The organism is Mucilaginibacter ginsenosidivorans (genome assembly GCF_007971025.1).
Lineage (GTDB): Bacteria > Bacteroidota > Bacteroidia > Sphingobacteriales > Sphingobacteriaceae > Mucilaginibacter > Mucilaginibacter ginsenosidivorans.
This window is the reverse complement of the sequence record NZ_CP042436.1, coordinates 5,147,272-5,168,557: the sequence shown is the minus strand read 5'-3', so window position 1 is coordinate 5,168,557 and position 21,286 is coordinate 5,147,272. Positions and strand designations below refer to the sequence as shown.

General features: G+C 45.8%; 14 protein-coding genes. 9 read left to right on the top strand and 5 right to left on the bottom strand.

Annotated elements, in window-relative coordinates:
- Positions 1–154: 154 nt before the first annotated feature.
- From FRZ54_RS23555 to FRZ54_RS23540, 4 genes are all read left to right on the top strand, one after another.
- Positions 155–538 (top strand): hypothetical protein, encoded by a 384-nt coding sequence (locus tag FRZ54_RS23555; protein WP_147034246.1) that lies wholly within the window; start codon positions 155–157, stop codon positions 536–538.
- A gap of 94 nt (positions 539–632) precedes the next feature.
- Positions 633–1,121, top strand: a complete 489-nt coding sequence (locus tag FRZ54_RS23550; protein ID WP_147034245.1) for a MarR family winged helix-turn-helix transcriptional regulator — start codon at positions 633–635, stop codon at positions 1,119–1,121.
- A gap of 191 nt (positions 1,122–1,312) precedes the next feature.
- The gene (locus tag FRZ54_RS23545) at positions 1,313–4,090 is read left to right on the top strand and encodes a TonB-dependent receptor (protein ID WP_228462580.1); all 2,778 of its coding nucleotides are present in this window, start codon (positions 1,313–1,315) and stop codon (positions 4,088–4,090) included.
- Positions 4,091–4,161: 71 nt separating this feature from the next.
- Positions 4,162–5,598: a hypothetical protein gene (locus FRZ54_RS23540; RefSeq protein WP_147034244.1), complete on the top strand. Its 1,437-nt coding sequence runs from the start codon at positions 4,162–4,164 to the stop codon at positions 5,596–5,598.
- Between the two features lie 85 nt (positions 5,599–5,683).
- On the opposite strand, the gene FRZ54_RS23535 is transcribed toward FRZ54_RS23540, so the two are convergent.
- Positions 5,684–6,808, bottom strand: a complete 1,125-nt coding sequence (locus tag FRZ54_RS23535; protein ID WP_147034243.1) for a family 20 glycosylhydrolase — start codon at positions 6,806–6,808, stop codon at positions 5,684–5,686.
- Positions 6,809–7,014: 206 nt separating this feature from the next.
- Here FRZ54_RS23535 and FRZ54_RS23530 point away from each other — a divergent pair, with 206 nt between their 5' ends.
- Positions 7,015–7,599, top strand: coding sequence for a hypothetical protein (locus tag FRZ54_RS23530; RefSeq protein ID WP_147034242.1), 585 nt, complete (start codon positions 7,015–7,017; stop codon positions 7,597–7,599).
- A 48-nt stretch (positions 7,600–7,647) separates the two neighbouring features.
- Entirely contained in the window at positions 7,648–8,751 is a 1,104-nt protein-coding gene (locus FRZ54_RS23525; protein WP_228462579.1) for a M28 family metallopeptidase, read from the top strand.
- 3 nt (positions 8,752–8,754) lie between these two features.
- Here FRZ54_RS23525 and FRZ54_RS23520 read toward each other — a convergent pair whose 3' ends face one another.
- Positions 8,755–9,675, bottom strand: coding sequence for an AraC family transcriptional regulator (locus FRZ54_RS23520; protein WP_147034240.1), 921 nt, complete (start codon positions 9,673–9,675; stop codon positions 8,755–8,757).
- 185 nt (positions 9,676–9,860) lie between these two features.
- Here FRZ54_RS23520 and FRZ54_RS23515 point away from each other — a divergent pair, with 185 nt between their 5' ends.
- The 3 genes from FRZ54_RS23515 (at position 9,861) to FRZ54_RS23505 (ending at position 13,385) form a co-directional block, all read left to right on the top strand.
- Complete coding sequence (locus FRZ54_RS23515) at positions 9,861–11,381, top strand: aldehyde dehydrogenase family protein (RefSeq protein ID WP_147034239.1); 1,521 nt, start codon at positions 9,861–9,863, stop codon at positions 11,379–11,381.
- A gap of 57 nt (positions 11,382–11,438) precedes the next feature.
- Positions 11,439–11,843, top strand: a complete 405-nt coding sequence (locus FRZ54_RS23510; RefSeq protein WP_147034238.1) for a DUF779 domain-containing protein — start codon at positions 11,439–11,441, stop codon at positions 11,841–11,843.
- 78 nt (positions 11,844–11,921) lie between these two features.
- Positions 11,922–13,385: a glycoside hydrolase family 30 protein gene (locus FRZ54_RS23505; protein WP_147034237.1), complete on the top strand. Its 1,464-nt coding sequence runs from the start codon at positions 11,922–11,924 to the stop codon at positions 13,383–13,385.
- A gap of 72 nt (positions 13,386–13,457) precedes the next feature.
- Here FRZ54_RS23505 and FRZ54_RS23500 read toward each other — a convergent pair whose 3' ends face one another.
- The 3 genes from FRZ54_RS23500 to FRZ54_RS23490 form a co-directional block, all read right to left on the bottom strand.
- Positions 13,458–16,133, bottom strand: coding sequence for an outer membrane beta-barrel protein (locus FRZ54_RS23500; RefSeq protein WP_147034236.1), 2,676 nt, complete (start codon positions 16,131–16,133; stop codon positions 13,458–13,460).
- A gap of 102 nt (positions 16,134–16,235) precedes the next feature.
- The gene (locus FRZ54_RS23495) at positions 16,236–18,626 is read right to left on the bottom strand and encodes an ABC transporter permease (protein WP_147034235.1); all 2,391 of its coding nucleotides are present in this window, start codon (positions 18,624–18,626) and stop codon (positions 16,236–16,238) included.
- Positions 18,627–18,847: 221 nt separating this feature from the next.
- Positions 18,848–21,229 carry an ABC transporter permease gene (locus FRZ54_RS23490; protein WP_147034234.1) on the bottom strand — a complete coding sequence of 794 codons (2,382 nt, stop codon included), beginning with the start codon at positions 21,227–21,229 and terminating at the stop codon, positions 18,848–18,850.
- Positions 21,230–21,286: the final 57 nt, after the last annotated feature.

Genomic DNA, 21,286 nt, shown 5'->3' with positions numbered 1-21,286 from the left:
GGTTCCTTCGCTGCGCTGCCTGTTCTATGTGATTCGCTGATGGTAGCCCTTCATTTAAATTAAAGTTAAGTTTTTGTAATCAAATCAATTTACGTTGCTTATCGGGCCAATAATCGGGTTATTTGCAGATTAGTGAAAACTGTGTAATAACGGCATGTTTAAAGCATTTATCAAGGTATTGTTCTCCTTTATTGTATTGATGATCGTGGGCTTTCCCACGGCCAGATCGTTTTATGGGCCCAGGGCGCATAAAACGTATCATATTCATGCAAAGGAAAAGGCGCAATGCAAACAGCCCCACCTTGATCATATGGTGCATGACAACAGCTGGAGCCTGATCAAAAATTCGCAACTTTCGTCTCCGCCCGTACAGCTAAAAGTTAAAGGTGCACCAATGCTTTACATATTGTTCAGCATGGCTTTTATTGTTTTAGCATTACTAAGCATCCGCTCTCACAGGGTTTTTTCGGCCTGCCGAAACAGGGCATACCCATCGGCCCCGAAAATTTTCATCGCCTGCCAAACCTTTCTTATCTGATATTCTCCGGGCTTTCATAGCCAATTTCTGTAAATAAGTTTATTCGTTTATTGCAGCCAACCGTCCGGAAGGCTCGCATTAACCCTGATTTATTATGAATTTCGGAGAAGATCTGAGCCTGCAGGTTATGCTGGCTCACAAATCATATCACCAATACTTACTTAAAGCTTTTAAAGAAATAGACGGTTACCAGCACTACCAGGTGATTTTGCAGCTCAGCAGGTTCGGCAGGATGACGCAGAAAGCTTTGTGCGAGAATCTGCAGATAGAAAAGTCGAACATGGTTGCGATAATTGACGCTCTCGAATGCAAAAAGTACGTGATAAAAGAAGTAAATTATAAGGACCGCAGGGGAAGATTGATAACCCTGACATCAAAGTCGGCTAAACTTGCCGGGATATTCGGGAGCCTGTTTACCTCGTTCGAGGAACACATCAATGATGAGGTCACCTGGCTCGAAATGCACAATTGTTTGCGTGTATTGAAAAAAGTTAATGATAAGTTCAGGGACCTGATCAACCAGGAAGCCCACACCGGCCCGGTCGGGAGGTATTTGATCGGGGAGAATTCAACTACTAATTAAGTAAGCCGCAGCCGTAGCGGCGAAAAATTGGGTCTGAAGAGAAAAAAGGCACGCGGCTGCCTCTTTTTTTACAAAAATGGTTGTAAAAATGAACCATTGGTAATGGTGAGGTAAGAAACATTTGATGGTTTGATAATTGCCAAAAATCGTTTAAAAATGAGTTCTAAGATACTTTTGTCCAAAATTTTACTGTGGATAAAAGAAACATTTTACTTACCATTTTATTTCTGCTGATTGTTGGACCTTCGGCTTTAGCCCAAAGCACCGGCAAGATCGCGGGCAAAGTCATCGACCAAAAAACCAGTGAACCGTTAATAGGCGCAACAGTCGCTATCGAGGGAACTACAAAGGGAGTTGCTGCCAATGTCGACGGTCATTATTTACTATCGCAACTACAGCCAGGCAGTTATGCAGTGGTAGTGAAATTTATCGGGTATCAGAGTAAGCTGATCTCCGATGTTGAAGTTAAGCCCAATACCGTTGTCAATCTCGATGTCGTATTGCAGGAGGCAAACTCGCAGGGACTTAGGGAGGTTACGATCACCGCAACCTATCGGCAGGCATCAACGGCGTCCTTGTATGCGGTCCAGAAGAATAGTATAACCATATCAGATGGGATATCTTCGGAATTAATAAAAAAGTCGCCGGATAAAAGTACCAGCGACGTTTTAAAAAGGGTAAGCGGGGCGACCGTGCAGGATAATAAGTTTGTTGTTGTAAGGGGCCTGAACGACCGTTATAACAGCGCCTCGCTGGATGGCACGCCCTTGCCAAGTACCGAACCCAACCGCAAAGCCTTCTCTTTCGATATTGTCCCAGCTAACCTGATCGAGAATATTGTTATTAGCAAAACTGCCACGCCAGATATCGAGGCCGATTTTGCCGGGGGTAATATACAGGTGTTAACCAAAGATATCCCCGATCAAAACTTTATCAGTTTCGGGTTGGGATATAGCTACAATACGCAAAGCGCATTCAAGGATTTCAAGAGTGGTTACCGCAACGTAAGCGATTATTTCGCATTCGATGGCGGGTCGCGTTCGCTGCCTGATGGTTTTCCAACCACGGCGAAGGTTGTAGGTCCGCCAAGGCTAACCGCCCAGCAAAATATACAAGCGATAAATTCGCTCAATAACAATTTCAATATTAACACTTACAAGGCATTTTTAGGGCAGAGCTACCAGCTTGCATTCGGGAATGTAAAGGAAATCGGCGAAAACAAAAATCGTTTTGGCACGACGATAGCACTCACATACCGCAACGCCGAAACATCTATACCCGACCTGGTAAGAAAGTTTGACAATTACGACTTCACGGAAGATCAATATAAATTCTCAACGAATATTGGCGCCCTGGCCAATTTCGGCTATAGCTTCGGAAAAAATAAGATCACCTTCAAAAATCTTTACAACCGGATATTTGATGACCAGTTTACTTACCGTACAGGCTCCAACACATCAAGCTCAAGTTACGACAACCGTTTTTATGCCTATGACCTGACGGAGAAGAGCCTTTTTAAATCAACGCTGGACGGCGAGCACAAGTTCGGCGAAAAAAATAACAAATTAGATTGGAGCTTAGGTTATAGCAATATACTGAATGATCAGCCCGATCAACGCAAAATTAACTATGTACAATCAAGTGCAAATGATCCTTTCGTAGCAAGCATCACAAACCTCGGTAAAGAAAACGCAAGGTTCTTTTCAAAATTGAGCGAGAATATTTATTCGGGGAAAGTGGATATTAAAATACCTGTTACAGTTTTTGGTGAAACAAGCCATTTGAAAGCGGGGGTTTCATCGCAATACAGGCACCGTTCTTTTGATGCCCGTTTTTTAGGTGTTACGCTGATAGATGCGACCAGCGATATCAGATTGCGGCCTATTGAAACGCTTTTCGGTCCAAATGCCATTAACTCGGGCGCTTTTGAACTGGACGAAATTCCTAACCCGAACGATCAGTATACGGCCCATAGCTTTACCAACGCCGGATACATCATGTTCGATAACAAGTTAAGCAAAAAACTGAGGGCGGTGTACGGGGTGCGCTTGGAAAACTTTGACCTGAGTTTAAGCACGAAGGACGTTGACCAAAAGCAACCCCGGGCGCAACTGAAAAATACAGACATCCTTCCTTCGGTAAATCTTACTTATAGTTTAACAGCTAAAGCCAATTTGCGGGCATCTTATTACCGTACGCTTGCCCGGCCCGAGTTTAGGGAGCTTGCCCCGTTTGCCTATTATGATTACGAACTGCTGGCCACGCAGATAGGTAACCCATTTCTGAAACGGACGCTGATCGACAACGCTGATCTGCGGTACGAGTTTTATCCGTCGGCAGGGCAAATATTTTCGGTTTCGGCCTTCTATAAAAAGTTTCATAACGCCATAGAGCCAAGTATTGATGATGTAAATTCATCGACAACCATCTCTTATTTCAATTCAAAATCGGCCTATGTATATGGCGTAGAGATGGAGGCCCGAAAGGCGCTTGACTTTATTAACGATGGCGCTTTTTATAAAAGCAGCACCATATATGTAAATGTTGCGCTTACAAAATCCCAGATACAGAATCCGGATAATCCACAACTGCTTGAACAAAACCGACCCCTGGTAGGCCAGTCGCCGTATGTGGTGAATGCTGGTTTTCAGCATAACGCATTTAACAACAAGCTATCGTTAAACATCCTGTATAACAGGCTTGGCCGACGGATATTTTATGCAGGGGGCGAACGGTTCCCGAGTATTTATGAAAATCCGAGGGATGTAATCGATTTCCAGGTCGGATATAAAGTATTTAAGGGCAAGGGCGAGATCAAACTGAACGGCAGCGACCTCCTCAATCAAAGCAATACTTTTTATTACGACTACGATAAAAGTAAAACCTATACACCGGCAAATACAGATCAGACCTTTAAGCGCTATGCTTTAGGGGCTACCTACTCTTTGAATTTTAATTACACTTTTTAAAAACAGCATAACAGCACCAGTCATCAAATTATTTAACAACAGATTTAACAGAACAAAAAGGAATGAAGATCATGAAAAAACAAGGATTATTTTTAGCGCTTGTGGTAGCGATGTTTTTGACTGCATGCAGCAAGAAGAGTACCACGGTAGACCCTACGCCGACGCCAACGCCAACAGATAAAACCGTTACAGTAACCGGCGACATAGATGCAAACACCACCTGGACAGCCGATAAGATTTACTTATTAAAAGGTTTCGTGTACGTAACCAACGGAGCAACGCTTACCATTGAACCGGGAACTATTATAAAAGGCGACAAAGCCACCAAAGGTACTTTGACCGTTACCCGTGGTGCAAAATTAATGGCGGTTGGCACAGCAACTAAACCTATCGTATTTACTTCGGCGTTTGAAGCGGGCGCCCGTTCAAGCGGCGACTGGGGCGGCGTTATCCTGTTAGGAAAAGCACCGGTAAACCAGGGCGACAATGTGCAGATAGAAGGTGGTTTGGACCCTAAGGGTGACGCTGCCAAATACATACAATTTGGCGGTACGGACGCCAATGATAATTCCGGCACGTTGAAATATGTGCGTATCGAATATGCCGGTATCCCGTTTTCACCTGATAATGAGATCAACGGCCTTACTATGGGCGGTGTTGGTGCAGGAACGACGCTTGATTACATCGAAGTTTATCGTGCAGGTGACGACTCTTACGAATGGTTTGGCGGCACCGTTACAGCCAAGCACTTGCTTGCAATTGGTGGTTTAGACGATGATTTTGATACTGACTTCGGGTTTTCAGGAAAGCTTCAGTTTTGCCTTTCGCAACGTTACCCAACCATTGCTGATATTTCCGGTTCCAACGGTTTCGAGTCGGATAACGATGCATCAGGTTCAGATAAAACACCGCAAACTTCGGCTATCTTCTGTAACATGACCATGTTGGGCCCAATTTCGAGCGCTACTGCGGGAAGTATTAATGCTAATTATCAGCATGCTGCGCAAATACGCCGTAACTCGGCGTTGAGCTGTTTCAACTCGGTTTTTGCGGGCTTTGTTGAAGGTGTTTATATCGACGATTCAAAAGTAACTACTGCTGCTTCAACCTCAACCAATTACACCGCCGGCCGTTTAGCTTTCCAGAATAACATTATTTACGGAAGCAATAAAAAAGGTAATGAAGTAAAGGGCGAGAACAAGGCGATATTTGAAACAACTCTAAGGGCCGAAAATACTTTCGATGCAACGTTATACGCTGATGCAATAATTAACTCGCCTTTCAAATACTCATCTGATTTTGCTAACGCCGGTACTCCTGATTTTACCGTGAAAGCAGGTTCACCGGCAGCAAGCGGTGCTTTGTTTACCAATGCTAAGATCAGCACGGACCCATTCTTTGAAAAAGTGGATTATCGCGGCGCTTTTGGAACTACCGACTGGACCGCAGGATGGGCCAATTTTGACCCGCAGAAAATGCCTTATACCACACCGGGTGCTGTAAATTAAATTTCAAATAATCTCCTCAGCAAGGTGGCCGCCCCGGATTATCCGGGGCGGTTTTTTATGTTTATGCTGCCAATCGCACAGGCTGTTACCTGGCAGCCGCCTGCTCCAGCTGGTTTGCCTTATCAAACATCATTCTAAAAGTATTCCATGGCGTGTTGTCGCCAACTTTTGCGTCTGTCGTTCGTCCATAATAGCCATCAAAAAATCGAGCAGGTGGTGACCATATTGTTTCGGCTATGCCATAAAAACGGCTTTTCATTTCTTTGCCCGAAATTGCCCTCGAACGGTACAAGTCCTCTACCTGGTTCATTGCTACCTGCGGGCGGTTCCACGTACAGGTAACCACGCGTAATCCTTTCAAGGCGAAGTATACAGCGGTTTGGTTATCCTGGTTGTATTGCCAGTCGCATATTACCACGTCGCGCGGTATCAGGTCGATGGCGCGATAGGTGTCGTTATAGCTGCCGGCCCACATGCCTATGCCGGTTGCCCTGCCGTCGATCAGGCGGTCACCCCATATCCAAAGCTCCTCACCTTTTTCAGCCAGGTGATCGCGAATGGTTTGCACCTCGTTGGCAAAAAGTACCGCCTTATCTCGGCCGCCGCAACGCGGGCATTTGTCCTCACCCAAATAAAATACCTCGTCCATACCTGCATGAAAAGCTTTGGCCTCAAACACATCCATGATCTCATCGACCAGGTCGAACACTACCTTATGCACCCCGGGGTGCAGCGGGCAATAACTGCGGCAATATAAATTGTCTGCATTCGGCCATTTATATTCCGCCGGCGTGGCCGGCATTTTTACCCATGGGGTTTCGTCAAATTCGGGATATACCTTTAGCAACATCCCGGTTTTGGCCGCCCACGATTGATGGCCCAGCAAATTGATCTGCGGGATGATACTGATACCATTCTTCTTACAGGCCTCCAATATCTTCTTACAGTCGCTTTTAGTCAAGGCGGCGGTATCGCGAAGCTCTGGATGGCTCTTGTATTTATAATTAAAGTCAACCCGCAGCACAAGGGTGTTGATCTTTCTTGGCGCCAGCTCTTCGTTGATAAATTTCACAAAGTCATCTACGCCATCAGGCTTTGGCACCGCTATAATAAAGCCTTTAACCTGGTAGGCGCTGTCGGGTTTTTGCTGCGAAAATACAGTTATAGCGGATAAAAAAAACGCTGCGAATAAGCAATAATACTTTCTCATTGAACCGGGCCGATTGTTGATGAATGAATGGGTGAAAACTAATTACACAACCAAGATAACTAAATATTGAAAGGTTTACTATCTCAATTTAACAACGCCTGGTTTCCGCTGTGGCATAGCCTGTATACCAAAGCGTGCCTCTTTTTCGTTTATGTTACTATATTTACCACCCGGTACCATGTTATTATCCTAAACAAGCACTTATAATGAATACCTTATTGAAAACCTGTTTTGCCAGCCTGCTGGCCCTGTTCGTTTGTATAAACATTTGTTTTTCCCAGGCTCCCTCGCAGGTAGCAATGAAGTTAAAGGCAACGTACATTCAATTAAAAATATATCCCGGATCGAAGCCAAAGAAATTAGCCTATTTAAAATCTTTTCCCGGGAATAAGCAGCAATTTGCAGAGATATTCCAAAATGGCCCCCTGCATTCAGAATATATTGAATACCTGAACTTTTTTATCGGTATGGCTAAGGATTTTCCGGCCGATGTTGTTGGTAAAGCGGTCGATATTGGCAAGGATATGACTTACGATGCCGGGACAGGGAAGCAAATGCAACTGGCAATTGTGCAGCTCGGTATACAGCACCCGAAAGAATTTGCCGCTAAGGTAAAGTCGCTGCCGGGGCATGATATTGATGATCTTACAAAATTCCTTGCAGATGCGGAAGACCACAAAAAATATACTGAATACCAGGGGTTGATAGATGTTTTGGACAAGATAAATGAAGTACAGCTTGCAGATAAGCTGATCGATGCACGCGTGCAGCGCGAAAAGAAGGGGCATTAGCAATAAATGAAACGAAACCTTACCTTATTTTTCTTACTATTTACAAACATGCTTCTCGCGCAGGATTCCGTATTTGTCCGCAGGATGGTCGATACACTGACATCATCCTATTTTTGGGGCCGCGGCTACACCAATGACGGTATGGGCAAAGCGGGCCGCTTCATCGCGGGGCAGTTTAAGGATTATGGTCTGCAACCTATGGACGGCCGGGAATATGAACAACCATTCACCTTTAGTGCGAATACCTTCCCGGGTATGATGGACCTGTCGATCAACGGTACGGCTTTAGTGCCCGGTCGCGATTTTATCATCGGCCCGGCAAGCAGGGGTGTAAAAGGAGAGGGTACACTTGTACAAAAGGACAGCATTCATTTTATCGACCTTAAAAACCGTGTAGTTGTAGAGTTGAAAGATAAGCTGACCTGGTCGGTTGAGCAGGGTGCTGCCGATTTTACTTTGGTACAGGTGGATAAGAAAGCGTTGAAAGGAATACCTGTAACCATTAATATCAATGAGGAAAATAAGCTGGTGGAAGGGTTCAAAGCAAATAACATCTGCGGTGTAGTTAAGGGGACAGTAAAACCCGATTCAGTCGTCATATTTACGGCGCATTACGATCACCTGGGTGGCATGGGCAATAAAACTTACTTCCCCGGTGCAAATGATAATGCCAGCGGGGTAAGCCTGTTGTTAAGCCTGGCCAGATATTATGCCCTGCATCCGCAGCGATATTCGATGGCTTTCATTTGCTTTTCCGGTGAGGAAGCCGGTTTATTAGGCTCCAAATTTTTTACTGAAAACCCGTTGGTGCCGCTTCAAAGTATCCGGTTTTTAATAAACCTCGATCTGTTAGGCACCGGGGAAGAAGGTATAATGGTGGTTAATGCAACGGTTTACCCGAAAGAATACGGGATACTGAAACAGTTGAACGAACAGAACCATTACCTGGTCAAAGTAGCATCACGGGGTAAGGCAGCAAACAGCGACCATTTTTTTTTTACCGAAAAAGGGGTGCCGGCGTTCTTCATTTACACCATGGGCGGCATCAGGGCTTATCACGATGTGTTCGACATCAGCAAAACGTTACCCCTGAACGAATACAACCATGTGTTTAAACTACTGGTAGGGTTTAATGCAGCTTTGATGAAATAAAGATCAATTTAAGTTCTTCCGGAACTCGGCAGGGGTTTTGCCTTCGATACGTTTAAATAATTTGAAGAAATAGCTCAGGTTATTAACCCCAACAGCGTAGCATGCCTGGGTGATCGTTACGTTCGAATCCGATAACAATAATTTCGCAGCTTTAATACGCTCGTGAAGGATGAAATCGACCGGGCTTATGCCAAATTCCCGCTTAAAGCATCTGAAAAAGTTCGGCCTGCTCATACAGCAAAGATTGCTTAACTGGTCGATAGTTATCTCCTCATGAATATGATTTTTAATGTATTGAACTGCTGCCGCAAAGCGATTGGTATTGGTATGTTTATGATAACTATCGAGTATCATTTTGCGCGCCTGGGTTTGCATAAGGCGGATAAGGAGTTCCTTCAGCGTAAAATCGGCAATGACATCTTTAGCGGCAAAGTTTTCCGTGCTGATATTTACCAGGCGGTCTATGGTCGCGGTGATCTCGGAAGTATTTTGTAAGTGAAAACAGGAGACGTCAATGTTCCATGCTTCGTTTTTTTCGGCCTTGGGGTATTTTTCATTAAGCAATTGCAGGGTGTCCTGCAGCATACCCGAATCAACAGCCAATGCAATGCATTGGGTTGGATTATCCAGCCCGGCTTCAGGAAAATCAATAATCATCTCCTCGTTATCAGGCACAATAACCGATTCGCCCGGCAGGTAATCAAAATGCTGCGACCCAAAAAGGTGCATCACTTTTTTGCCGCGGAGCATGGTGGTAAGCACCATATCGTTAAAAACAAGTTTTACTTTCTCCGACTGTTGATGCGTTTCAAAAACATTCAGTTCGCAATGCTGCAGGGTATACACCGAACGGTTCTCGACCAGCGTTTTCAGGTCTTTTTCGTGAAGCAGGGGCAACGGCCTTGGCTTAAACGTACTCTTCATATCGTTATAACGCTGCAGGTAGTTTACTTATTGGTATATTAAAGGTAGGGAGATAATTATAAATAAATAATGATTTGCGACATTTTAATATTTTAATGCATAAGCCTGATACTATAGTGCATAAATACCGGGAATGGCTTTGTTTAAATTTACAGAAACCAATTATTTTTTAAACCGATTTTATTATGGAAACAATAACAGAGTCCCAAAAGCTTGTTGCCCGTCCTTCGTTTAAAGATCATTACGACAATTTTATAGGCGGGGAATGGCGTGCGCCGGTAAAAGGAGAATATTTTGAAAGTATATCACCTATCGACGGAAAAGCATTTACCAATGTGCCCCGTTCGGGCAAGGAGGATATAGAACTTGCGCTCGATGCTGCGCATAAGGCCTTTGCCACATGGTCGCATACATCGCCAACCGAACGGAGCAATGTTTTATTGAAAATAGCCAACCGGATGGAGGAGAACCTGGGCTACCTGGCAGCGATAGAAACCATCGACAATGGCAAGCCGATAAGAGAAACCATGGCCGCCGACCTGCCGCTGGCGATAGATCATTTCAGGTATTTTGCCGGCGTGATACGCAGCGAAGAAAGCGGCGTTAGCGAGCTCGACCAGTTTACGGTGTCGCTCAATATTCATGAACCGATAGGCGTTGTCGGGCAGATCATTCCATGGAATTTTCCATTGCTGATGGCAACCTGGAAAATGGCTCCGGCCCTTGCAGCAGGGTGTACGGTAGTAATGAAACCGGCCGAACAAACACCTGTAGGTATTTTGATGCTGATGGAACTGATAAAAGACATTATCCCGCCGGGCGTGGTAAATATTGTGACCGGCTTCGGTCCCGAAGCCGGCAAACCGCTGGCAAGTTCGCCACGGGTATCGAAAGTGGCCTTCACCGGGGAGACCACTACAGGCAGACTTATCATGCAGTACGCATCTGAGAATCTCAATCCCGTTACGATGGAGCTTGGCGGTAAATCGCCCAATATTTTTATGCCAAGCGTGATGGACGCCGATGATGAGTTTTTTGACAAGTGCCTGGAAGGTTCGGCTATGTTTGCACTTAACCAGGGCGAGGTTTGTACCTGCCCGTCGAGAATGCTGGTGCACGAGTCGATCTACGACCGTTTTATTGAACGTGTGATAGAAAGGGTTGAAAAGATAAAAATGGGGCACCCGCTCGATCCGGATACCATGATGGGTGCGCAGGCCTCAAAGGACCAGTATGAAAAAATACTTTCCTATATCGATATCGGCAAAGAAGAAGGCGCCGAAGTGCTTACAGGAGGCGGCAAACAGTATCTTGACGGTTTGACGGACGGGTATTATATCCAGCCTACTTTGCTGAAGGGGAATAACAAGATGCGGGTTTTCCAGGAGGAAATATTTGGACCCGTGGTCTGCGTTACCACATTTAAGGATACCGAAGAGGCCATTTCGATAGCCAATGATACCCTTTATGGTCTCGGCGCCGGTTTATGGACACGCGATGCCCATGAGTTGTACCAGATACCGCGCGCTATACAGGCCGGCAGGGTATGGGTTAACTGCTATCATGCTTATCCTGCCCATGCACCATTCGGCGGGTATAAAAAATCTGGTTTTGGTAGAGAAACGCATAAAATGATGCTGAACCATTACCGGCAGAACAAGAACATGCTGATATCATACGATAAGAACAAGTTGGGATTCTTTTAATAATCATCGCAAATGATGGCGTCGTGGCGATTGGCTGCGGCGCTTTTTTATTTTACAATGGAAAATATTCCGAGGATATTGATCACACCCGAAGCGGTGGACGTGCTGCACAAATTACGGGGCCGGTTTGGCGAGCTGATGTTTCACCAGAGCGGCGGCTGTTGCGATGGCTCGCAGCCAATGTGCTTTGAAAAAGGCGAATTCAAGGTGGGTGGTAACGATGTTTACCTGGGTGATATTGATGGCTGCGGATTTTTCATGAGCCGCGACCAGTTTGAATACTGGCAGCATACCCAGCTTACGGTAGACATAACCCCGGGCCGGGGTTCCAGCTTTTCACTCGAAATACCCATGGGACTTAGGTTCATTATCCGTTCGCGGCTATTTGATGACGATGAATTGGCACGCTTGATACCTGTCATCAGCGGGGAAGAATACCTTGACCGCCAGGCTACCCCGTGATTTTTTCACATTGCACTGGATAATATCAGTTTTTTAATAGATTTGAAGTTCACTCTCAATCTATTATCAACTTTTATTATGAAAAGACCTATCAAAGCCGCCTGCTTTGCTGTCGTTGCAGCGGGTATATTAATGAGCGCAGCGAGTGCCCAGCAAAAAGCGCCGTTCTCGCTCAAAAACAAGTCGGTGAAAGTTTATGTCACCGAAAAGGGTACAGATAACCGGATGACTAAGACCGGCACGCTCAATTTTGAGGCGAAGCCACAGCCTGTAGAAACCGAAGTAGCAGTTTTTGTCGATCCCTCAAAAACCTTCCAGACGATGCTGGGTATCGGCGGGGCGTTGACAGACGCCTCGGCGGAGACGTTTTATAAATTGCCCAAAGACAAGCAAAAGGAAATATTGACCGCCTATTATGATAAGACGAAAGGTATCGGATATACTTTCGGGCGTACCAATATCCAAAGCTGCGATTTCTCCAGCGATACCTACAGTTATGTAAAAGATGGCGACAAGGCCCTGAAAACCTTCGACATTAGCCATGATAAAAAATACCGCATTCCCTTCATTAAAGAAGTGATAGCGGCAGCAGGCGGCAAACTGACCATGTTTGTAAGCCCCTGGAGCCCGCCGGGCTGGATGAAAACGAATAATGACGTATTACACGGCGGCACGCTCAAAAAGGGATTTGACCAAAGCTGGGCAAATTTCTATATCAAATTCATTAACGCTTATGAGAAGCAAGGTATACCTATCTGGGGATTGACCGTGCAGAACGAGCCTATGGCTACTCAAACCTGGGAATCGTGCCTGTATACAGCAGAAGAAGAGCGGGATTTTGTGAAGAATTTCCTCGGTCCAACACTGCAAAAATCGGGTATGGCAGGCAAGAAGCTAATTGTTTGGGACCACAACCGCGACCTGATGTACCAGCGGGTAAGCACTATTCTGGAGGATCCCGCAGCGGCTAAATACGTTTGGGGCGTTGGCTACCACTGGTACGAGACCTGGACCGGCGCAGGAATGAATTTTGAAAACGAGCGCCTGGTTCATCAAACTTTCCCTTCAAAAAACCTGGTATTTACTGAAGGATGCGCCGAAAGATATGACGCGACGAAACTGGATGATTGGTCGTTGGGCGAGAAATACGGCTACTCGATGATCAACGACTTTAATGCAGGCACCGTGGCCTGGACCGACTGGAACGTATTACTGGATGAAAAAGGCGGGCCAAACCATGTGGGTAACTTCTGCTTTGCCCCTGTGCACGCCGATACCAAAACAGGCGCAGTTACTTTCACCAATTCGTACTATTACATCGGCCATTTTTCCAAATTCATTAAGCCGGGAGCAAGACGGATAGCCAGTTCGGCAAGTCGCGATAAATTGCTGACCACTGCTTACATGAACCCCGACGGGAAAATAGCCGTAGTGGTAATGAATAAAAACGACGAAAAGATAGATTATTTGCTTTGGATAAAAGGTAAGGCGGCGAAGGTGACCAGCGCCCCGCACTCCATAGCTACGCTGATAGTTGAGTAATGCCTCACCACAGCCCCTCTCCAAAAGGAAAAGGGCTTTTTATATTTCATTCGTCAGGAACCACAGGCAAATCTATTTGGTAGTGGTGCTGTTAAACCGGTACGAATAGGACAATAAGAAGTACCGCCTGATGGTTTGGTTTTGAATATCATTAATAGTATTCTCCGTGGCGTAGTGGAAGGTGCTGATGCCCTGGTTTAATACGTCATAACACGTCAGCCTGAACTCTCCGTGGTCGTTCTTTTGCACCATTTTTGCTACCGAAAGGCTCAGCAGGTTCGAATTTTTTCGCAAACCCACGGCAACCTGCGGGTTGTAGGTATAGGTGTAATTACTGCTGAAGGATATCTTGTTCGGCAGGTGAAAATCGGCGCCCAGGTTGGCGCGTTGAGTTACAAAACTTGAACCTTTATAATCCACCAGTTGATATTTGGTTATTGCAGGGCTCACGCTGTAGCCCGGCCTCAGTTCGATAATGTCTTTCCAGTTGGCCGAAATTTCCTGTGCCAGTGTTACGGCGATAGTGTTCTGATAACCATCCTGGTCATTCACTTCAAAAAAATTATGTCCGTAGCTGCCGTTCAGGTTGGTGTTGGTGCTGATCTGCCAATCGCCGGATTTTTTAAAAGTTTTGCCCGCGCCTGCATACAGATAGGTGGTAAAGCGACCGTTCCGGTTTATTGGTGTGGTTACTTCGGCGCCTTCAGCATTGATTGTTCGTTCGCGCACAACGCTGTTGGTTTCTACGGTTACCCGTGATGACAGGTTCAGGTATACCTGGCTCTGTGTTTTGAAATCGAAGTAGTTCACTCCAAAACTATGCCGGTGCGTAGGTTTCAAATCGGGATTGCCGATAAAGCTGAACAATTGACTGTAAACTACGGTTATAGGCTGCAGATCGTTAATGGCCGGCTGTTGCAGGTCTTCGCTGTAGTTTATGTTCACTTTATTGATATGTAATTCCGCCGTCGGGAAAAGATTGTTGAAATGCTGATCAAGGTCGCCGGTGTAACTGTTAAAGTGATTGGTTACCTGCTGCAATTGTCCCGCAAGGCCCGCTTTAAGTGATATTTTATCAGTGAACTGGTACATCAATTCACTGTGCAAGGCCTCCGTCCATTGCTTCCGGGTCAGGTTGTTGCTTTGGTCGGGCAAAAAGATGGTGTATAAGCCTGTTTGCAGGTTCTGCTGATAGGTGAAAAGATCGCCCTCATCGCGGTCAAAATTCGTCGACGCCGATATTGTGACGGAAAGTTTTTTAGTGAGTGGGTAATGAAAAGCGGCGCCCACGTTACCATCGTCCCGGTTGCTGGTGTTTTTTGCCGATCGGTTCAGCGTGTCGGACTGTAATGCAGCGGTATAGGATAACAATTGATCGGATGAGATATTAAGGCTGTGCGATGGACCTATGCTCAACGCGTGGTTTATGCTAAATGAGGCTCCCTTTTTGCTGAGCCTGGTGTAATAGGTAAATTCCTGCCTGAAAGAGACCGAACTGCCGCTTGACGCGCTGCTATTGATGCTTTGACTCAGTAACGGCGCAAAGTTGTTGGAGCCGGTGGCATTAGTGGTACTGCTGCCGTTATTACTGTTGTATGAAAATTCCGGGTTGTATTTGATGCTCGTGGCGGTGTCCGATCCATATTCCAGGCGCCCGCTTAAAGTTTGCGAGGTGGAACCGTTATGATTGATATTATTGGAAAAAGTATTGAACGTGGTGTCACCTACAAACTGCTGCCGGTTTACGGTACCCTTGCTGTCGTTAATATCATTGTTGAAATAATAGATCAGGTTAACCTTTAGTTGCTTACCGAATTTGTTATTAAAGTTGACCGTGCCGTTAGTGATTCTTTGAACCGATCCTCGTGGCTCGGCTTGCAGCACAGGGGTATGGAACCCATCGCCGAATATCCCGGTGCCGCTCAGGTTATCGCTGCTGGCACTGGCACTTAATTGCAGTTCGTCCTGGAATTTATTAAGGAATGTATTGGCCTGGTAACGATCGCGCGTACCACCGCCCAGCATGGCCCGACCAAAAGTGCTTTTTTTGAGCGCCTTTTTAAATTTCAAGTTGATGATCTTTTTTACCTCGTAATCCGGCTTCAGATGATCCGGGTCGCCCTCCCGGTCGTCATAAACCTGTACTTTGGATATCATATCGGCATCCAGGTTACGTGTGGCTATCTTAGGATCATTCGCGAAGAAGTCTTTTCCGTCAACTTTGAGTTTCGAGATATCTTTGCCATTTACCGTGATCTTGCCATCGTGACTTACCTGCACACCGGGTAGTTTTTTTAGCAAATCCTCAACCACAGCGTTCGGTCGCACCTTAAAAGCTTCGGCATTAAACTCGATGGTATCTTTCCGGATGATCACCGGTGCGCGTTCGCCTTTAATAACAACCTCCTGTAGGGTTTTTGTGCTGAGCAACACCTTCCCAAGGTCAGTAACGGCGTCGCCCTTTTTTAATTCCAGTACAAGGCGAAGGCTTTTGTAACCCACGCAGGAAATGAGCAACCGGGCCGGTTCGGCCTGGTTGATGTTGTAAAGTGTAAAGGCACCGTTTTTATCTGTGATGGTGTAAGATAACAAGGATGAATCCTTCATTTTCAATACAGCAATGGTGGAATAGCCGATGGGCTGTTTACTTACGGAATCAACCACAAGCGCCTTTATGGTGCCATGATTTTGGGACCTTGCAGCGGCGGCGATAAGAAAAAAAAGGAGTAGCAGGAGGCAGCGTTTCATTCAAAGGATTAGATGCCGCAATATAATGCGATAATCCTTTAACGCTGCCTTAATAACAGTTATTTTACGTTAAAACAGAATTAATTGGGCCTCAGCCGTCTGTCACTCCGACCGCAAGCTTTTTACCGGGTTGGCCAGCGCAGCTTTTACAGACCGTATACTGACCGTGATAAAAGCGATGAGGATAGCCGCTGCACCCGCTGCTATAAATATCCACCAGTGGATAGTGGTTTTATAGGCAAAGCTTTGCAGCCATTTGCTCATGGCAAACCAGGCAATGGGCGATGCGATGAGGGTAGCCATCAATACCAGTTGCACTAATTCCTTACTCAAAAGAGATACTATGCTGGCAATACTTGCGCCCAAAACCTTGCGGATACCGATCTCCTTTACACGCTGCTGCGCAGTGAATGTAACCAAACCGAACAAACCCAAACAAGCAATACTAATTGCCAGGACGGTAAATATCAACAGCAGGTTTCCCTGTTTTTGCTCACTTTGATATTGGTTTGCAAAATTCTGGTCGAGGAAATGATAATCGATCTTGTTTTCCGGATCGAATCTGCTGTAAACGTCCTGCATGTATTTGATGGCGGCAGGGATATTGGTTTTGCCCAGGCGAACGTACAGGTTGTCTTTATCATTTGCCTGTGCAGGCAGCGTAAGTACCAACGGGGCTATTTTATGTTGCAGCGAATAGGTATTAAAATCCTTAACCACGCCTACAATAGTCGAAAAAGTTATAACGCCATGGTCGACGCCGGTGCGCACACGGCGGCCAACCGGGTTTTTCCAGCCGAGTTCATTTACCAAAGTTTCGTTTATAATAACTGCATTGTTCGCACTGTCGCTGACGCCTTTAATAAAGTTGCGGCCGGCAGCAACTTTTATCTGCATGGCGGGTATAAAATCTTCGTCGACAATTAGTGTTTCAACCAGTTTGGTATCGGCGGCCGTGTTGCCATCGGGGCCGAGATTAAAATCGTTCAGTCCGATATCGTTATTGCCTATTGGATTGCCCGCCGAAGCCGCACTTTGTATCAGCGGGCTTTGCAGCAACTGAGCTTTGATGGATTCCATTTTCGACCTGGCTTCGCGACTGTGAATATGGAATGTAAGCATCTGCGATTTGTTGAAGCCAAGATCCTTGTTCATTACATAATTGAGCTGCTGGTAAATAATGCAGGAACCTACGATCATAACAATGGTGGTAACAAACTGGAAGACCACGAGCGATTTGCGGAAAGCGATTGTTGAGGACTGGTTACCCAACTGGCCCTTGATAGCCGGTATGGTGCTGAACCCGGATAAAAACAGGGCTGGATAAATACCGCTGATTATGCCTGCAACAAGGGCAAATCCAGCAAACAGTAACAATGATTTGGCCAGGCCAAAGTGCCAGATGTCGAGGGCTTTCCCGGATAAATGATTAAAGTATGGTAATATGGCCTGTACTAATACCAGCGCAATAACAGTAGCAAACGTGGTAAATAACACAGATTCTGAAAAGAACATCAGCATCAGCTGTTTTCTATCCGACCCGATTACCTTGCGGATACCGATCTCTCTCAATCGTACGGATGACCGTGCTGTAGTCAGGTTAAAATAATTGATCACCGCTATGCCTAATATCAATAGCCCAACTAAGCCGAATACATACACGTAGGTAATATTACCATTGTTACCCATTTCATAATCGAGATGCGAATGCAGGTGAATAGACGTAAGTGGTTGCAATTCCATTTGATAATGGATATTGTTCAGATCGTTCTTCAGGTGCTTATTGTAAAACTGTTCCGACCGGGCTTCTATCTTTTTATAATCATCAGCATTCTTTAACAGAACATACGTAAAGACCCCTGCTGCGCCCCATCTGCCTGTCAGGTTATCATTGAACGAGCGCAGCGCGCTGAATTTGAATGTGGAATATTCGGGTACATCGTCAATAACGGCTGTAACCAGGTTGGGGTCGTCTTTATCAAAGGATACGGTTTTGCCCACAGCCGATGTGGCATCGCCGAATATTTTGATAGCCAGTGTTTTGGTGAGCACAATGCAATGTGGCTTTGCCAATGCTGTATTAGGGTCGCCGTCAAGAAAATGATAACTGAAAATATTAAATATCGAATTATCGACAATGGAAATATCCCCGGCCATGATCCGCTTATCGCCATAGGTTATCTTGCCGCCGCCTTCCATATCTATGCGTACTGCGTCTTCTACTTCAGGATAGTCGGCCTTCATTGCCGGTGCGTAAGGGATGGATGTTATCGCCAGGTTGAAACTTCCACCACTCCACTGTCCATGCTGCGCCACGCGGAAGATGCGGTCAGCTTTCCGATTGTACCGATCATAACTTACCTCCGATGCCACATAAAGACTGATCACCCAAAAGGCGGCTATGCCGATGGCTAATCCGCAGATGTTTACCAGTGAGAAAAAGCGGTGCTTGTTAAGGTTACGCCAGGCGATTTTTAAATAGCTGTAGATCATGGCAGGTAAGTGTGATTGTAAGTTAATATTTTGTTATTGCTCTTACAATAAGCCAAAGCCAGTGCCACAATTTAATCCTTTGAAAATCAATTAAATAAAAAAAAGACTACTGATTGGTCGTTCGTTTTTGATACAAGTTATGTGCGGTTTTGCGCGGCCTCACCCCAACCCCTCTCCAAAAGGAGAGGGGCTTTTAACTGTATCTTTTAACTAATCTCTAATCATTCCGAGCGCAAACTTTTTACCGGGTTGGCCAGCGCCGCTTTTATACTCTGGTAGCTCACCGTTAACAGCGTAATCAGCATGGCTCCTGCTGCGGTGACAGCGAATATCCACCAGGAAACTCCGGTGTGGTATTGGTAATTTTGAAGCCAGTTGTGCATCAGGTAATATCCCAGTGGTGAGGCTATGATCAAAGAAATGATCACCAGAACTGCAAAATCTTTCGACAGTAATTGCCATAGGTTAAACACCGAGGCGCCGAGCACTTTGCGCACGCCGATCTCTTTAACCCGCTGCTCGGCCATAAACGATGCCATACCAAACAAACCCAGGCAACTGATAAAAATGGCCAGGCTGGCGAAGGCGGTGGCAAGCTTGCTCACGCGTTCTTCGTTACCAAACTTTTTGGCGTATTCCTGGTCGACGAAATGATATTCAAAAGGCTGCTCGGGGTTATAAGTTTTAAATACAGAGGCGATCTTATCAACAGCTTCGCCGGCGCTTGCTTTAGGGTTTATCTTTAGCAACACATAGCTACTCGGGTCTTTCGATAGAAAATAAATTACCGGGCGTGCCTGTTCATAGGGCGAGCCGATAATGATATCCTTAGTAACCCCGACTATTTTATATTGCTTGTTATAGTAAGTAATGTAAGTCTCCGTAGGGTTTTTCATTTTCATAAAATCAACGGCTGCCTGGTTGACGATCACCGCCGCAGAATCGGACAGGAATGTTCTTGAAAAATCACGACCCGAGCTAAATTCCCAGCCGATAGTTTTACCGTAATCATACGAGATATTGTTTTGCTGAAAATCGGTGCTCATGTTAGGGTCCTTGCCGGGCCATTCAACGGCACTAGTGCTGCCCGCTCCTGAAGTTGGCGGCGAACCTGCTTCAGCCACATTAGTCACCATGCCCGTATTGATAAGGGCGCTTTTAACAACATCAAAATGTTTATGTATCTGGTCGGTCAACATCGGCACGGCCACCAGCCCATCGCGGCTGTAACCTACCGGGCGGTCCTTTGCGTATTGGATCTGCCTGAATACTACTATCGTCCCGATGATAAGCACAACGGAAACGGTGAATTGCAACACAACCAGTACCTTGCGGGGCACTGAAGCCAGCCGCCCGACACGGAACGATCCTTTTAATACTTTTACGGGTTTAAACGATGACAGGTAAAACGCCGGATAGCTCCCGGTAATAATTCCGGTGAAAAAGCTAAAACCTATTCCCGCTATCCAGAAGCCGGTATTTTCCCATGGGATGGTCATTTGCTTACCAGCCACCTGGTTAAAAAACGAAAGGCTTAATTGCGCCAAAAGCAGCGAGATCACGAAGGCAATCAACACACATAGCAGCGATTCGCTAAAAAACTGGTAAACCAACTGTGCCCGCAACGAACCGATGGCCTTGCGGATACCAACTTCGCGGGCACGCTTTTCGGACCGGGCGGTGCTAAGGTTCATAAAATTGATGCACGCCAGCAGTAATACAAAAACGCCTATGATGCCGAAAAGCCAGACATATTGTATCCGTCCGCCCGTGTTTTTGCCTTCTTTGAACTCATCATACAAATGCCATTTGCTCATCGGTTGCAGGAATAAAGCCGGCTTCTTTTTGGCCAGGAATGCGCTTACATGCCGCAATTTTTCATCTTTTATCTTTAACGATACTTTGGCCAGATCGGCGTTATCAGCCAGTTGAACATACAGGGAAACGAAGTTCGGCCGCCATGGCTCCTTCATCTGGTTGAGCTGATTATCCGATGCAAAACGATCCCACGAACCGATGAAGGCCATATCGGCCAGCGTAGAGTTTTTGGGCAGATCCTCGTAAACCCCGGCCACTGTCAGATTATCCGAATTGTTCAGCTTCAATACTTTAAACATAGGGTCGTTATTGCCGAAAAATGCCTTAGCCGTCGAGGCCGATATCAATATGGACGATGGATCCTTCAGCGCGTTACGGTTGCCTTTAAGCATGTTCAGCGTAAATAATTCCGGTCCGCCGGTTTCCATAAACACACCTTGTTCGCTCAGTTTTTTATTACCCAGGGCCAGCATATTTCCGCCGAGGCCTGTCGACATTACCACCTGTTTAAAGTCGCTTCCGTAGTTTTTACGTATTTCGGCCGCAAGCGGGTAAGGTACCTGCCACCAGGTCTGTACCTCGCCGTTATTAGTAACGTTTTGAATGACCTGCGCAATACGGTTGTAGTTTTTATGATACCGGTCAAAAGTTACTTCATCCCATATCCAAAAACTGATGAGCATCACTACTGCCATGCCCACAGCAAGGCCGCCTATGTTTATTAAAGAGGAAGCCTTGTTTTTAACGAGATTGCGCCAGGCAACTTTTAAATTGTTCTTTATCATGACGTTTAATTCAATGGTTCATTTGTGCAATAGTTCATTAGTTCAATGGTTCATTTT

Excerpts from the sequence above, each read along its gene's own strand:
- FRZ54_RS23555 (WP_147034246.1), top strand. The coding sequence starts at position 155 with ATGTTTAAAGCATTTATCAAGGTATTGTTCTCCTTTATTGTATTGATG.
- FRZ54_RS23550 (WP_147034245.1), top strand. The coding sequence starts at position 633 with ATGAATTTCGGAGAAGATCTGAGCCTGCAGGTTATGCTGGCTCACAAA.
- FRZ54_RS23540 (WP_147034244.1), top strand. The coding sequence starts at position 4,162 with ATGAAAAAACAAGGATTATTTTTAGCGCTTGTGGTAGCGATGTTTTTG.
- FRZ54_RS23535 (WP_147034243.1), bottom strand. The coding sequence starts at position 6,808 with ATGAGAAAGTATTATTGCTTATTCGCAGCGTTTTTTTTATCCGCTATA.
- FRZ54_RS23530 (WP_147034242.1), top strand. The coding sequence starts at position 7,015 with ATGAATACCTTATTGAAAACCTGTTTTGCCAGCCTGCTGGCCCTGTTC.
- FRZ54_RS23525 (WP_228462579.1), top strand. The coding sequence starts at position 7,648 with ATGCTTCTCGCGCAGGATTCCGTATTTGTCCGCAGGATGGTCGATACA.
- FRZ54_RS23520 (WP_147034240.1), bottom strand. The coding sequence starts at position 9,675 with ATGAAGAGTACGTTTAAGCCAAGGCCGTTGCCCCTGCTTCACGAAAAA.
- FRZ54_RS23515 (WP_147034239.1), top strand. The coding sequence starts at position 9,861 with ATGGAAACAATAACAGAGTCCCAAAAGCTTGTTGCCCGTCCTTCGTTT.
- FRZ54_RS23510 (WP_147034238.1), top strand. The coding sequence starts at position 11,439 with ATGGAAAATATTCCGAGGATATTGATCACACCCGAAGCGGTGGACGTG.
- FRZ54_RS23505 (WP_147034237.1), top strand. The coding sequence starts at position 11,922 with ATGAAAAGACCTATCAAAGCCGCCTGCTTTGCTGTCGTTGCAGCGGGT.
- FRZ54_RS23500 (WP_147034236.1), bottom strand. The coding sequence starts at position 16,133 with ATGAAACGCTGCCTCCTGCTACTCCTTTTTTTTCTTATCGCCGCCGCT.
- FRZ54_RS23495 (WP_147034235.1), bottom strand. The coding sequence starts at position 18,626 with ATGATCTACAGCTATTTAAAAATCGCCTGGCGTAACCTTAACAAGCAC.
- FRZ54_RS23490 (WP_147034234.1), bottom strand. The coding sequence starts at position 21,229 with ATGATAAAGAACAATTTAAAAGTTGCCTGGCGCAATCTCGTTAAAAAC.